This window comes from Bacillus sp. EB106-06-01-XG163, from assembly GCF_058791615.1.
In genome coordinates this window covers 64,342-78,593 of the sequence record NZ_JBYTDS010000004.1, presented here as the reverse complement: position 1 = coordinate 78,593, position 14,252 = coordinate 64,342, and the positions used below count along the sequence as shown (strand labels likewise).

General features: G+C 47.6%; 12 protein-coding genes. 7 read left to right on the top strand and 5 right to left on the bottom strand.

Annotation, left to right across the window (positions count from 1 at the left end; translation table 11 throughout):
* Positions 1-5: 5 nt before the first annotated feature.
* The 3 genes from AC3WTF_RS06210 to AC3WTF_RS06200 form a co-directional block, all read right to left on the bottom strand.
* Positions 6-1,004 (bottom strand): inorganic phosphate transporter, encoded by a 999-nt coding sequence (locus tag AC3WTF_RS06210; RefSeq protein WP_020955696.1) that lies wholly within the window; start codon positions 1,002-1,004, stop codon positions 6-8.
* A 12-nt stretch (positions 1,005-1,016) separates the two neighbouring features.
* Positions 1,017-1,634 (bottom strand): DUF47 domain-containing protein, encoded by a 618-nt coding sequence (locus AC3WTF_RS06205; RefSeq protein ID WP_003154804.1) that lies wholly within the window; start codon positions 1,632-1,634, stop codon positions 1,017-1,019.
* A 285-nt stretch (positions 1,635-1,919) separates the two neighbouring features.
* On the bottom strand, positions 1,920-3,236 hold the full coding sequence (locus tag AC3WTF_RS06200) for an APC family permease (RefSeq protein ID WP_007407254.1): 1,317 nt from the start codon (positions 3,234-3,236) through the stop codon (positions 1,920-1,922).
* A gap of 322 nt (positions 3,237-3,558) precedes the next feature.
* On the opposite strand from AC3WTF_RS06200, the gene AC3WTF_RS06195 reads away from it, so the two are divergent.
* From AC3WTF_RS06195 to AC3WTF_RS06185, 3 genes are all read left to right on the top strand, one after another.
* Positions 3,559-4,509 carry a ring-cleaving dioxygenase gene (locus tag AC3WTF_RS06195; RefSeq protein WP_007407253.1) on the top strand — a complete coding sequence of 317 codons (951 nt, stop codon included), beginning with the start codon at positions 3,559-3,561 and terminating at the stop codon, positions 4,507-4,509.
* A 184-nt stretch (positions 4,510-4,693) separates the two neighbouring features.
* A complete protein-coding gene (locus AC3WTF_RS06190; RefSeq protein WP_326246062.1) occupies positions 4,694-6,835 on the top strand; it encodes a glycosyltransferase family 39 protein in 2,142 nt (713 codons plus the stop codon).
* An 11-nt stretch (positions 6,836-6,846) separates the two neighbouring features.
* On the top strand, positions 6,847-7,818 hold the full coding sequence (locus AC3WTF_RS06185) for a glycosyltransferase family 2 protein (protein ID WP_007407251.1): 972 nt from the start codon (positions 6,847-6,849) through the stop codon (positions 7,816-7,818).
* An 88-nt stretch (positions 7,819-7,906) separates the two neighbouring features.
* Here the strand turns inward: AC3WTF_RS06185 and AC3WTF_RS06180 are convergent, their stop codons facing one another.
* Positions 7,907-8,083 (bottom strand): hypothetical protein, encoded by a 177-nt coding sequence (locus tag AC3WTF_RS06180; RefSeq protein WP_164463354.1) that lies wholly within the window; start codon positions 8,081-8,083, stop codon positions 7,907-7,909.
* A gap of 99 nt (positions 8,084-8,182) precedes the next feature.
* Positions 8,183-9,532: a serine protease HtrA gene (htrA, locus tag AC3WTF_RS06175; RefSeq protein ID WP_251248507.1), complete on the bottom strand. Its 1,350-nt coding sequence runs from the start codon at positions 9,530-9,532 to the stop codon at positions 8,183-8,185.
* 286 nt (positions 9,533-9,818) lie between these two features.
* Here htrA and AC3WTF_RS06170 point away from each other — a divergent pair, with 286 nt between their 5' ends.
* From AC3WTF_RS06170 to AC3WTF_RS06155, 4 genes are all read left to right on the top strand, one after another.
* A complete protein-coding gene (locus AC3WTF_RS06170; protein WP_326246060.1) occupies positions 9,819-11,378 on the top strand; it encodes an MFS transporter in 1,560 nt (519 codons plus the stop codon).
* Between the two features lie 155 nt (positions 11,379-11,533).
* Complete coding sequence (gene dppA, locus AC3WTF_RS06165) at positions 11,534-12,358, top strand: D-aminopeptidase DppA (RefSeq protein WP_007407248.1); 825 nt, start codon at positions 11,534-11,536, stop codon at positions 12,356-12,358.
* Between the two features lie 14 nt (positions 12,359-12,372).
* A complete protein-coding gene (locus AC3WTF_RS06160; protein ID WP_007407247.1) occupies positions 12,373-13,299 on the top strand; it encodes an ABC transporter permease in 927 nt (308 codons plus the stop codon).
* A gap of 5 nt (positions 13,300-13,304) precedes the next feature.
* The gene (locus AC3WTF_RS06155; RefSeq protein ID WP_003154782.1) at positions 13,305-14,252 is read left to right on the top strand and encodes an ABC transporter permease; all 948 of its coding nucleotides are present in this window, start codon (positions 13,305-13,307) and stop codon (positions 14,250-14,252) included.

The window sequence follows — 14,252 nt, the reverse complement described above, 5'->3', positions numbered from 1 at the left end:
TGTCATCAGAAAAAGAGATCTAGGATGAAAAAGGCGATGGCGCCGAGTGTACCTGCAATCGGCAGGGTGATGACCCATGTAATGAGCATCCGTTTAGCCGTTCCCCAGTTTACGCCTTTTACGCGGTGGGAAGCGCCCACACCGAGAATGGAAGACGAAATGACATGCGTCGTGCTGACAGGGAGATGAATAAACGTGGCCCCGAAAATAATGGCTGCGCCGGTTAAGTCGGCAGATACGCCGTTTACCGGACGGATTTTCATAATTTTTCCGCCGACGGTTTTAATGATTTTCCAGCCGCCGATGGATGTGCCGAGACCCATTGCCAGGGCACAAGAGAGCTGCACCCAAAAAGGAATGGCATCACTTTTATGTAAATTGGCCGTCATAAGCGCCATCGTAATGATACCCATCGCTTTTTGCGCGTCGTTCGTTCCGTGTGTATAGGACTGAATGGCAGCCGTCAAAATCTGCACTCTGCGGAAACGTTTATTTGTTTTCGCCAAATTGCTGTCTTTAAAAATCAGCTTCACGATCGAATATACGATAAAGCCGAGAACAAAGGCGATGATCGGTGATAAAATAAGTGCTTCGAGAATCTTAATGAACCCTTTATAATTAAGCGTTGCAAAACCTGACGCTGCAATGGCCGCTCCGGCGATCGCTCCGATAATCGCATGTGAAGAGCTGCTCGGAATGCCGAAATACCATGTGATCAAGTTCCAGGCGATTGCGGCGAGTAGAGCCGCCAGAATGACAACTGACCCGTTGTCTAATGTATAAGGATTCACAATGTCCTTTGTAATGGTTTTCGCCACACCGGTAAATGTCATCGCTCCGAGAAAGTTCATGATGGCGGCCATGACGATTGCGTGCCGCGGCTTCAGCGCTTTTGTCGAAACTGAGGTGGCGATTGCGTTTGCGGTATCGTGAAATCCGTTAATGAAGTCAAATACCAAAGCGCATATGACAATTAATATCGTTAAAAGTAATAGAGTATCCATTATAACCCCTCGTTACGCGTTTTTCATAATAATGGTTTCAAGGTTATTGGCAACGCTTTGGCAAGAGTCGGCAATTTCCTCAAGCGTTTCGTAAATTTCGCGGTACTGAATCACTTTAATCGGATCGGTTTCTGTGCCGAACAGATTTTTTAATGATTTACGGTGCAGGTTATCACAGCTGTGCTCGTATTCCTTAATTTTAATGGCGTGAGGGTGAATGTCCTTCAATCGGTTTTCTGCAAGCAGTTCAATCGTGATTAAAATTTCCTTCGCGCACTCTCTGATGTATCCGCTGAACTTATCGATATGCTCATCGGAAGAAGTGATCGAGAAAATCTCCATCATTGCTGAAAAATGTTCGATTCCGTCAAGCACGTCATCGAGGCTGTTTGTCAGCTCAAGGATGTCTTCACGTTCAATGGGAGTGATAAAAGCTTTGTTCAGCTCTTTAATCATGACATGAACATGATTATCTCCTTTTGTTTCAAACTCTTTTAACGTATCGGCAAATTCCTTTAAAGTCGTCTGGTTCGTCACTTTAAAGTTGACAAAGTATTCTGCGGTTTCGTCTATGTTTTTTGCGATTTCTGTTAAAAGGAGTGAGAACTTATCTTTTTTTCTTTTTATCATTAAAAACCCTCCATTGTTTGAATGAGACAATGCACACATCAAATTATTATATAGCCTTTTGTCGAAAAAAAACAGATAAAGTCGAAAAAAACGCCTCTTGATTTTTTCGTAAAAACGTGTCTCATCCTGTTTTTCTTATGTTACCCACTTCGCCAAAAAAACGTAACATACTTCGAATTCAGACATCTTGCTTAAAAAGTATAACAAAAGATGTGAATTTGCTGTCAACTTTTGCACGTGATTTTGCCAGAAAAAAAACGGCTCCCGTAAAAGGAACCGTTTTTGTCAGTTTTTTCTGCCGTTTTTCAGCCAAAAATAAAGCGGCAGCCCGGCGAGGCCGATCAAGAGGGACAGCACGCAGCTCAGTGTATCTGTAATGATCGTGCTGATCAGCACAAACAGTGAACCCGCGATGGCCAAAACAGGAATGATCGGATACAAAGGCACGCTGTAGGCGCGCGGTTTTCCGCCGCTTTTTTTTCTGAGGATAAACACGGCGAAAAAGGCCATGACGTAAAAAATATAAATCATGAAAATAGAGATTTCAGACAGCTTATCGGGATTGCTGGCGATCATAAAAATAATGGCCAGCGCGATCTGAAATGACACGGCAATCCACGGGGTGCGGAACGTCGGATGCACCCGCGAAATCTGTCCGGCAAACGGCAGCTGTTTCCGTTCCGCCATCGCAAATGAGACACGCGGAAAAGCGAGAATCTTTCCGTTTAAACAGCCGAAGATGCTGACGATGATTCCGACGCTGATCAATTTTCCTCCGATGTCGCCAAACAGCATTCCGGCAGCGGTGCCGGTCGCATTTTCACCGAGTTTGACGATGTCGGTCGCAGGAAGAATGTGCAGCAGCGCAAAGTTAATGAAAAGATAAATGGCGGTGACGACCAGCAGTCCGCCCGTCATCGCTCTCGGGAGCAGCTTTTCCGGATTTTTCATTTCGCCGCCGAGTGCCGCAAGCAGAATCCAGCCGTCATAAGCAAACAAGGTGGCCAGTATGGCAGCGCCGAAATTCATGTCCGACATGCTGCTTGTAACGGCTGTGAAAATATGCTGATCGCCTTTCCAAAGGCCGAACACGATCATGCAGATAATCGGAATCAATTTGCCGACAGTCGTAATTCCCTGGACGATGCCGCCATATTTCGTTCCGATAATGTTAATGATGCTTAAAAACAAAACGGCTGAAATCCCGATCAATTTAGACCAGCCGGAATCCCAATTGAACAAGTGCGCCATCAAAGAGCCGAAATACAAGCCGATTGCTCCGATAATGGCGGGGCCGTAAATGATAATTTGAACCCATCCGCACAAAAAGCCCCAAAATTCGCCGTACACTTCTTCGAGATATGTATAAAGTCCGCCCGTTTTCGGAATCTGAGTGCCGATTTCCGCAACGGTCAAGCCGCCGGCAAGCGTCAAAATGCCTCCTAACAGCCACGCGATAAGCGCAGTTTTCGCATCACCGGAGTAGGCAAGCACGGCGCCTGGTTTCATAAATACGCCGGAACCGATGATGGTGCCGATAACAAGTGAGAGGGCGATGGTAAGGCCGATCTCTTTTTTAAGTCCGTTCTCTTCAATCTGCATATCCTTTCCCTCCAGATGTAAAATCGTCATGCTGAAAAAACTATTTTCCATATTGTAAACCCTAATTGCTGAAACACGAATAAAATAAATTTTCTGATTTTGTTGTTTTCCCTAAAAGATAAAGGTTTCTGCTTTTGAGAAGGAAAAAATACCGTTTTAAAAACGAACATTAATGGTTTTTTAATATCGAAGGTTCGTTATTTGGGGAGCGACAGTCTGCAGACCGTCTGTGAAGCAGATGGGTTGACTTTGCGATCCGGATAACATAAATTGTATATATAAAATATCTCGAAATCGAGATAATTGACTGGAGGATAACATAATGAAAGTTAATGGAATACACCATGTATCAGCATTGACGGCTGATGCGCAGAAAAATTTAGATTTTTATCGGAACATCCTGGGATTGAAGCTTGTGAAAAAGTCCGTAAACCAGGATGAACCGACGATGTATCACTTATTTTACGGTGATGAAGCAGCCAATCCGGGATCGGAATTGACGTTTTTCGAAATTCCGCGGATTGCGCCGTTTCATGCGGGAACAAACAGTATTTCTTCAATCGGCCTGCGTGTCCCGGATGCACAAGCGCTGCAATATTGGAAAAAACGATTCGAAGAGCATCAGGTCGCTCATGGCGACATCATGACAATAGCGGGCAGAGAGACACTCGCTTTTTGGGATCATGAAGGACAGCGGCTTGTGCTGACAGCTGACGAAAAAGGAAAAGACATCGGTGAAGCGGTGAAGCAAAGCGGCATACCGGAAGAATATTCTTTCCGCGGTCTTGGTCCCGTTGAATTGACCGTCCCGTATGCAGAACCGACGCTGCGTGTGTTAACCGATGTGCTCGGCTTCACTGAAATCGGGAAAGAAACGCATGAAGACCGGGGCACGGTTACGGTGCTCGAATCCGGAAACGGAGGCGCGCGCACGGAAGTCCATCTGATTGAAAGAAACGATCTTCCGCGCGAGCGTCCTGGAAAAGGCAGCGTCCACCATGTGGCCTTCCGCGTTCAGAATGAAGAGGAGCTTGCTTTATGGCACCGCATCATTACGAAAGAAGGTTTCAGCAACTCAGGCATTGTAGAGCGTTATTATTTCAAAGCGCTGTACTTCCGGGAGCCGAACGGAATTCTGTTTGAATTGTCAACGGACGGTCCGGGATTTATGGTTGATGAAAAACCTGAAGAGCTAGGCAAAACGGTTGCGCTCCCGCCTTATCTCGAACACCGCCGTTCTGAAATAGAAGCACGGCTGAAACCGATACAGTAAATCAGAAATCATGACAGATGCCTCCCGGCTTGACGGGGGCATCTTTTTTTTTGCTTTTTTACCCGTTTTGTCATTCTTTTTACCTATTTGTAAACGGCAAAATAATTGTCTTTGTTTATTAATAAATTTTTCACATTTGGTTGTTACACTTGTTCAAAGTTAAACAAAAGGAGTGAAAACACAGGTGAAAATGAAAAAACGCGAGATAGACGCAGTCTTCATTCTCATTTTACTCGCTTCCGCATTCTTGAATATGTACAACATCTGGAATGACGATACGGTGAATCCTTATTACACCGCAGCGGTAACGAGTATGCTTCAAAGCTTTCATAATTTCTTTTACGCTTCATTTGACGCAGCCGGGTTTATCACGGTAGATAAACCGCCTGTTACATACCAGATTCAAACGATCAGCGCGCTGATATTCGGTATGCACGGGTGGAGCGTCGTCCTGCCTCAGGCATTGGCGGGTGTAGGTTCAGTTCTATTCATGTACTTATTAATAAAGCCGACGTTCGGAAAAACGGCGGCGCGCATCGCCTCATTTGTCATGGCGTGTACACCGATCGCAGTAGCGGTCGCGCGGACGAACAATGTCGATGCTTTACTGGTCTTTTTCCTCTTGTTCGCCACCTGGCTTCTCTTTAAAGCGATCAGAAAAGGCAGACTGATCTGGCTTTTGGCGGCATTTTTTGTCGTCGGAGCAGGCTTTAACACAAAAATGCTTCAGGCTTATATGATTTTGCCGGCCTTCTTGCTGTTCTATATGATTGCGGCAAACACCACGATTAAGAAAAAAATCATCTCATTGGTAAGCGCGTTAGCCGTTTTAGCAGCCGTTTCATTGTCATGGCCGCTCATTGTTGATAATATTCCTGCCGGCAAAAGGCCATATGTCGGAAGCAGCCAGACAAACTCCGTATTGGAATTGGCTTTCGGATATAACGGGATTCAGCGGCTGACAGGGCAAAGTTCCGGCGGCGGCCAGGGCGGGCCGGACGGAAACGCATCGAAAGAGATGTCTTCTTCCGATGGTTCTTCACAAATGCAAAAACCGCCTGGCCAGTCTTCAAGCAGCAGTTCAGCAAGCGGAGACAAACCACAAAACGGCAGTATGACGGCACCTCCATCTAACGGGAAAATGCCAAGCGGCGGTCAAGGAGGTCCTCCAAGCGGCGGAGATGGCGGCGGAGGAAAAAGCGGTGCAGGCACCGGCTCGAAAATGCAATCAGGTTCAGGAATGTTCGGTACGGGAACCCCTGGTCCGCTGCGCCTTTTCCAAACGGAATTATCTGATCAGATCAGCTGGCTTCTGCCGTTTGCGATTTTTGGCATGGCCGGTTTATTGATCGCCGGGGCGAGAGAAAGAAGACGATTATCAGCAGAACAGAAGGAAACGATCTTTTGGGCAGCGTGGCTTGTGCCGATTGCCGGATTCTTCAGTGTGGCGGAATTTTTCCACCATTATTATCTCATTATGCTGGCGCCTCCGATCGCGGCACTTGTCGGTGCGGGATGGGTCGCCCTCGTTCATCTGTACCGCAAGCAGGCGGGATGGAAAACTTGGCTATTGCCGGCCGCTATTCTTGTGACAACCGGATTTGAGCTGTTTATCCTCAGAAACTACAATGATCAAATCGGCGCAGGCTGGAGCATCGGAGCAGGCGTTCTCGGCGCAGTGGCAGCAATCGCCCTGTTCGTATTCAAACAGCGCCAAAAACCGCTAAGTTATTATGTTTCACTTGCAGCCCTTCTCGTCTTGATGGTCATGCCGATTTATTGGGCGAGCACACCGCTTCTGTACGGAGGCAACAGCTCATTGCCTGAAACAGGCCCTCAGCTCGCTTCAACAAGCGGAAAAGGCATGGGAATGGATAACGCATCTGTCAATACAAAACTGATCAACTATTTAGAGAAACACAACGCCGGAGCGGACTATCTATTTGCTGCAACCGATTCCAACACGGCGGCGCCTTACATTATTAAAACGAAAAAAGCGGTCATGGCGATCGGCGGATTCAGCGGGTCTGACCCGGCCATTACGCTGACTCAATTTAAAAAGCTCGTAAAAGAAGGGAAAGTAAAATACTTCTTAACATCCGGAATGGGCAAAGGCGGAAATAACGATATTGTGCAGTGGGTTGAGAAAAACGGAAAGAAAGTATCTTCAGATAAATGGCAATCAAGCACAGATCAGAAAACGAAAAATAGTGATCCGGCTGATACAAAAAGCAGCAAGGCCGCGGGTAAAAACAGCCGAATGAGCGGCGGGCCGGGCGGAATGAATCAATCAGCTTCACTATACGAACTTCAATCTGATGAATAGGAGGAAAAAACATGAGCAGACATATTCAATATTCAATAGTCGTCCCGGTTTATAACGAGGAACCCGTCATTCAGACAACCTATCAGCGCCTGAAAGAAGTCATGGATCAAACAAAAGAGCATTATGAATTGATCTTTGTCAATGATGGAAGCAAAGACCGCAGTATTGAGATTTTAAGAGAGCAAAGTCTGATTGATCCGAGAGTGAAAATTATTGACTTTTCCAGAAACTTCGGACATCAGATCGCGATCACGGCGGGTATGGATTATGCAGAGGGGAATGCAATCGCCGTCATTGACGCCGATTTGCAGGACCCTCCTGAATTAATCCTTGATATGATTGAGCAGTGGAAAGAAGGCTACGATGTGGTGTACGCCGTCAGAACGAAACGAAAGGGAGAAACCTTTTTCAAGAAACAGACGGCCTCTATGTTTTACCGGCTGCTGCGGAGCGTGACTGATATTGATATTCCGCTCGACACCGGAGATTTCCGCCTGCTGGACAGAAAAGTCTGTGATGAGATGAAAAGATTAAAAGAAAAAAATCCTTTTGTCAGAGGACTCGTCAGCTGGGTCGGCTTTAAGCAGACTGCTGTAGAATATGAACGTGATGAGCGGCTTGCGGGGGAAACGAAATACCCGCTTAAAAAAATGCTGAAGCTTTCCATGGACGGGATCACAACGTTCTCTCATAAACCGCTCAAGGCGGCAAGCTATGCGGGAATGATCATGTCCGGAGCGGGTTTTCTCTATATGTTTATCGTTTTATACATGAAGCTGTTTACGAACAGCACCATTACGGGCTGGTCCTCTCTGATTGTGATACAGCTGTTATTCAGCGGCATCGTTCTATTAATGCTCGGAATGATCGGCGAATATATCGGAAGGATTTATGACGAAGCAAAAGACCGTCCGCTCTATATCGTGCAAAAAGCGTACGGCATGAAAAACGAAAAGATTTATCGGGACCAGCATATGTCTTAACCGAAACACCCTGTCCGGCCAGCGGACAGGGTGCTTTTATGTGAAATAAAAGCCGCGGGATGACAGAATGTCCCGCGGCTTTTTTCATTCATCTGCGGCCGGTCTGCGTGTGCAGAGAGCGCATGATCAGTCCGGTTCCCGAAAGGTTCAGTAAAATGCTTGCACCCAGCGTCATTCCCCAAGCAGCGTTTTGCTGAGGAAACTGAATGCTCAGCTGCAGCAAGATCAGGCCTGTAACGACCAGCAAAAGTCCTGTTTGTTTCATGTGTATGTATCCTCCTTTGTACACTAAGTCATACGGCTGATCCAGGCCTGAAGTTTCAGCTGTATATAAAAAATCCAAGGCGGCTGCCTTGGATTTTTGTTAAGAAGATGTTTCTTCTTTTTGAGTCAGTTTCATTTTTTTCGTCATTTCCTTGCCGTTTCTGATAATCTTCACGTCAACGGTGCTGCCGACTTTCGTATTCTTGTAGAGAATATTGCGGAGTTCGCTGCCCGTGCCGGTTTCTTTCCCTTTTAAGCTGATAATGATGTCTTCTGCTTTTAATCCGGCTTTGGCAGCAGGTGAGCCCTGCGCCACTTCTCGAATATAAACGCCTTTATTCAGCTGTTTGCCGAAAAGCCCGAGTGTGCCTTCCTGATAGTTTTGCGGCACTTGTTCCAAGTCGATCATGCTCACGCCGATATAAGGGCGCTCCACCTGTCCTTTCGTGAGAAGCTCTTCGGCGATCGGTTTTACATCGTTGCTCGGGATGGCAAAGCCGATGCCTTCTACATCACTTTCGCTGATTTTCATGCTGTTGATGCCGATGATTTTGCCGTCTGTATTTAAGAGCGGTCCGCCGCTGTTTCCGGGATTGATGGCGGCATCGGTTTGGATGACGTTGATGCTCGACTCGCCGGCTGACGTAGAGATCGAGACGGTTCTGTTTAAGCCGCTCACGATGCCTTGTGTGACGGTGCGGGAAAGGTCTTTTCCGAGCGGATCACCGATGGCGATGACGGATTCACCCGTTCTGAGAGCGGATGAGCTGCCGAAGCTTGCCGTTTTTGTCACGTGTTTATCACTGATTTCTAAAACGGCCAAGTCTGTCAGAGAGTCGCTGCCGACGAGTTTAGCTGTTACATCGGTGCCGTCAAATAATGACACTTTAAGGGAAGAGGCGCCTTCGACCACGTGGTTATTCGTAATGATATACGCTTTGCCGTTTGCTTTCTTAAAAATAACGCCTGAACCCGATCCGGTTTCCGCATCATCACCCGATGAATTTGAGTTTGAATCTGAGCTTGATCCGAATCCGAATAAATCGGAACTGCTTTGCTGCTTCTGCAGATTGGTGATCCCGACGATCGCCGGTGAAATGTCTTCCACCATATTCGAAATGCTGCTTGAATTTGCCGATGAGCTGTTTGCCGATTTGCCGCTGTCTGATTCAGAAGATGTCTGCTTGGCGGTTACCGATGACGTTTCCTGAGCGGGAGCCGGATTGGAAGTATCTTGAGTCTGATGGTCTCCAAGCGGCGTAAATGTATAGATGCCGAGGGCGAGCCCTCCGCCGATCACTCCGCCGAGAAGCGGTCTGAACCAGCCGAAGCTTCGTTTTTTCTTGTCCTCGTCCGGCGCGGAATATCCGGCCGTCTGCGGGTTTTCTTTTACTAAAAGGACTTCCTGTTCTTTTTGGTCTGTCCGATTTTCATCACGATAGTTATCCATCATGTTCACTCCGTTTCTCTATTTCATCATAGCATGATTTGCCTATTATTACTGACTCCATCTTAAACAAAAAGTGTGGGATAATAATGAAAAGATTGTGGGAAATTGTGAAAAAGACGAAATCGGACGGCGGCGCTTTATATTGACAATTTCCATCGGATTTGAAATAATAAATGAGATATTATGTTCAATCCTTCACATGAAAAGATATGAAAATTCTGTCAAGCTAATGGGGGAGATCTGTTAGCTTTTTCACTTTGTCAAATAGTCAGAAAGGAGCTGTCACATGAAAGAAAAACATCACTGGATCATTTCTCTGCTTGCTGTATTGGCGGTCGGGCCGGGGCTGATGTCGAATACCGCTCTTTCGGCTGTCCAAAGCCTTGTCCGGCAGACGGTCGGCGGGGAAAACTTTGACTCTTTTCATCCGATTATTATCGGTAATATGGCATTTGCCTTATTCGTGCCGGCGGGGCCGTATTTAAGAAAAAGATTCGGCTCCCGGCCTGTCTATATGATTTCGATGGCCGCGGGTGTCATCGGAGCGCTCCTTGCTGCTGTGACAAATGATATTTATCCGCTCGCCGCGGGCCGTTTTTTACAGGGAGCTGCGGCGGGCACTATGCTGATGATTATGATCCCGATGCTGGTGCTTTCGTTTCCGATTGAGCGCCGGAATTACGCATTATTTGTGTTGATCGGCGGATTTTACGGGTCCGTCATTATGGGAACCGTTTTAGGCACGGCGGCGGCAAGCGCCGGCCATTGGCATTGGCTGTTCGGCATTTTTGGCCTGCTGTCTTTTTTCGGCCTCATTTTCAGTTATATGTGGCTGCGGGATGACGCTCATAAAAATGCTGAAAAATCTCCATTTGACGGCATCGGTTTTCTGTTAGCGGGTGTATCAGCCGTGCTGACCGCCTATACATTTATTCATCTGCCGAAATGGGGCTTTTCATCATGGCAGACATTGGCGGGATTTGGAGGAAGCATCGTCATTCTTCTGATCTTGCTGATCATGCAGTACAGAAACGAACATGCGCTGATTTCGATTAAACTTATGCTGATTCCAAAGCCGATTCTGGGTGTTTTCATGATCGCTGCGGGCAGTATTTCCATAGCGGTCAGTCTTTCTGCATTTCACGGGGAGCTTCAGACCGCATATCATATGTCACAAACTCAACTGATATTCCTTTATGCGAGCCTTTTGGGAGGCGTGGCCATCGCCGCTGTCATCAGTGCATTAGCATATGATAAAGTCGGTCCGGGCATGCTCGGCATAACAGGCTCTGTTATACTGGTGTTCGTGAATTTCCAATGGATGACGGCGGATCATCATATACCGCTTATTCTATTTGCGGGGCTTTTCGTGATGCTGGCGGCCGGGACAGGGCTTATTGTGGCAGCCGGACTGATGGGAGCCGCGTTGGGCGGACCGCTTCCGGAACTGGTGAAACGCATGACGGCAGTTCAGTTTTTGAGGCTTTTCATTTATATGGGCGCACCTGTTTTAATAGGGTATTTTACGAAAAGAGATGCTTCCGGCACGCTTCGGCGCGCGCGCGGCACGCAATCACCGCATGATCTGCTGATGGGGACATACAGCGATTTGTTTCTTATTGCTTTCATCTTAAGCTTGCTTTTAGTGTGTTTATCATTTGTCATGAATGCGACCGGCATGGGACATAAGCTGGCGCATAAACCGCATGCCGTCCGTAAGCAGGCGGCTGAACAGCCTTCGCCGCAGGCTCCTGAACCGATCAGGCATCAGGTCATTCCCGATCATGAATACAGAAGTGCGGTCAGACAGTTTCAGCGTCATCATATAAGCAAAAACAGTATGTAACTTTTTCTATCAGCAAACCCTTTTCCCGGTGAAAAGGGTTTGTTTTTTCCCATAATGGCAGAATGGTATATTGCATGTTTCATCCTTTTTTAATATAATTTGTTAGAATATTCATAATTTAATATCGAAATTTTAAGTAAAAAAGGAGGCATTACATGAAACTGTATCTATCTGTGGATATGGAAGGGATTTCCGGGCTGCCTGATGAAACATTTGTCAATTCCCGCATGCACAATTATGAGCGCGGCAGGGTTCTGATGACCGAAGAAGCAAACTGGTGCATCGCAGAAGCGTTTAATAACGGATGCACGGAAGTGACCGTGAATGACAGCCACTCAAAGATGAATAATCTGCTCGCGGAAAAACTTCACCCTGAGGCAGAGCTGATTACGGGGGATGTCAAGCCGTTTTCCATGATGCAGGGGCTTGATGAATCGTATTCGGGCGTGATGTTTATCGGCTATCATGCGAGAGCGTCGATGCCGGGCGTTATGTCGCACAGCATGATATTCGGCGTCCGCCACTTTTACATAAATGATAAGCCGGTCGGTGAACTGGGGTTAAATGCCTATCTCGCCGGATTTTACGATGTCCCGGTCATCATGGCTGCCGGAGATGATTGCGCCGCAAAAGAAGCGGAGGAGCTGATCCCGAATGTGACGACTGCCGCCGTCAAACAAACCATTTCAAGAACCGCGGTCAAATGCCTGTCCCCTCAAAAAGCCGGACGGCTCCTGACGGAAAAAACAGCCTATGCGCTCAAAAATAAAGATAAGGTCAAACCGCTGACTCCGCCTGAAAGACCTGTATTAGGCATTGAATTTGCCAACTACGGACAGGCTGAATGGGCCCATTTAATGCCGGGCACAGAAATCATCCCGGGAACGACAATCGTTCAATTTCAGGCAAAAGACATGCCGGAAGCCTATCAGGCCATGCTCGTCATGACAGAACTCGCCATGAGAACAACATTCTGTTAAAGGGGTGAACGGCATTGCTGCGGTATTTTATCAAACGTTTTATCGCCATGATTATGACCGTCCTCGTCATTACCACTCTGACATTTGTCATGATGAAAGTGATACCCGGCTCGCCTTTTAACGAAGAGCGGGGCACAAACGAAGCGGTCCAGCGAAATCTCGAATCCTACTACCATCTGAACGAACCTCTTATCACTCAATACGCCATCTATCTAAAATCCATTCTTACCTTTGATTTCGGTCCTTCAATTAAAAAACCGTCAGACAGTGTAAACGCTATGCTTGAACGCGGGTTTCCGGTCTCATTTGAGCTTGGGATAACGGCGATCATCATCGCTGTTATTTCCGGACTCGCGCTCGGCATAATGGCCGCTCTCAGGCGCGGCGGCTTTCTCGATTATGCGGCCATGAGCCTTGCGGTGCTCGGGATTTCCATTCCGAATTTTATTATGGCTACGCTGCTGATTCAGCAATTTGCGGTTCATCTGAGATGGTTTCCGGCAGCTACCTGGACGAGTCCCGTTCACATGGTCCTGCCGACTGTTGCGCTTGCCGTCGGTCCAATGGCCATTATCGCGAGGCTGACAAGATCAAGCATGGCCGAAGTGCTGACTCAGGATTACATCCGCACGGCAAAAGCAAAGGGGCTTTCTCCCGTCAAAATTGTGATCAAACACGCATTGAAAAATGCTCTTATGCCTGTTGTGACAGTACTCGGGACGCTTGCCGCAAGTATTTTAACGGGCAGTTTCGTCATCGAGAAGATTTTTGCCATACCGGGAATGGGCAAATATTTCGTAGAAAGCATCAATCAGCGAGATTACCCGGTCATCATGGGAACGACCGTATTTTACAGTGTGATTCTGATCGTCTTGCTGTTTCTGGTTGATTTGGCATACGGCCTGTTAGACCCGCGCATAAAACTTCATAAGAAAGGGTGATCCTGATGAATCTCCCGCAAGAAACGGTAAAACACACAGAAGTGCCCGATGACTGGTTTCAGCCGGGCGCGGAAAGAAAGGGTGAAACCGAGTCGGTCAAGCGTCCGAGCCTGTCTTACAGTCAGGATGCGTGGCGGCGGCTTAAAAAGAATAAATTGGCGATGGCCGGCCTTGTGATATTATGCTGCCTGTTTCTATCGGCTGTGTTCGGTCCGCTGATATCACCGCACAGCGTGACAAGGCAGACGCTCGCCGAGCAGAATCTTCCGCCGTCTTTTTCACACTGGTTCGGAACCGATGAACTTGGCCGGGACGTGTTTACAAGAACGTGGTACGGAGCGAGGATCTCTTTATTTGTCGGTGTGATGGCGGCGCTGATCGACTTTTTGATCGGCGTCATCTACGGAGGCGTCGCCGGCTACAAAGGGGGCCGGACAGACAGCGCCATGATGAGAATCATCGAGGTTCTCTACGGATTGCCGTATCTGCTCGTTGTCATTTTGTTAATGGTGCTGATGGGGCCGGGGCTCAGTTCCATTATCGTCGCTCTGACCGTGACGGGATGGGTCGGCATGGCGCGGATTGTCAGAGGGCAGGTGCTGAGGATGAAGCATGATGAACACGTATTGGCTTCGAAAACGTTTGGAGCGAAAACATTTCGGATCATTAAGAAAAATCTGCTGCCGAATACGATGGGAGCCATTATTGTCCAAATGACGCTTACGGTGCCGGCGGCGATTTTTGCGGAATCATTTTTAAGTTTTCTCGGACTCGGCATTCAGGCGCCGTTTGCAAGCTGGGGAGTCATGGCAAACGACGGGCTGCCGGCGATTTTATCAGGCCATTGGTGGCGGCTGTTTTTCCCCGCTTTTTTCATTTCCTTGACGATGTACGCGTTTAACGTACTTGGAGACGGCTTGCAGGACGCGTTAGACCCGAAACTGAGGAGGTAG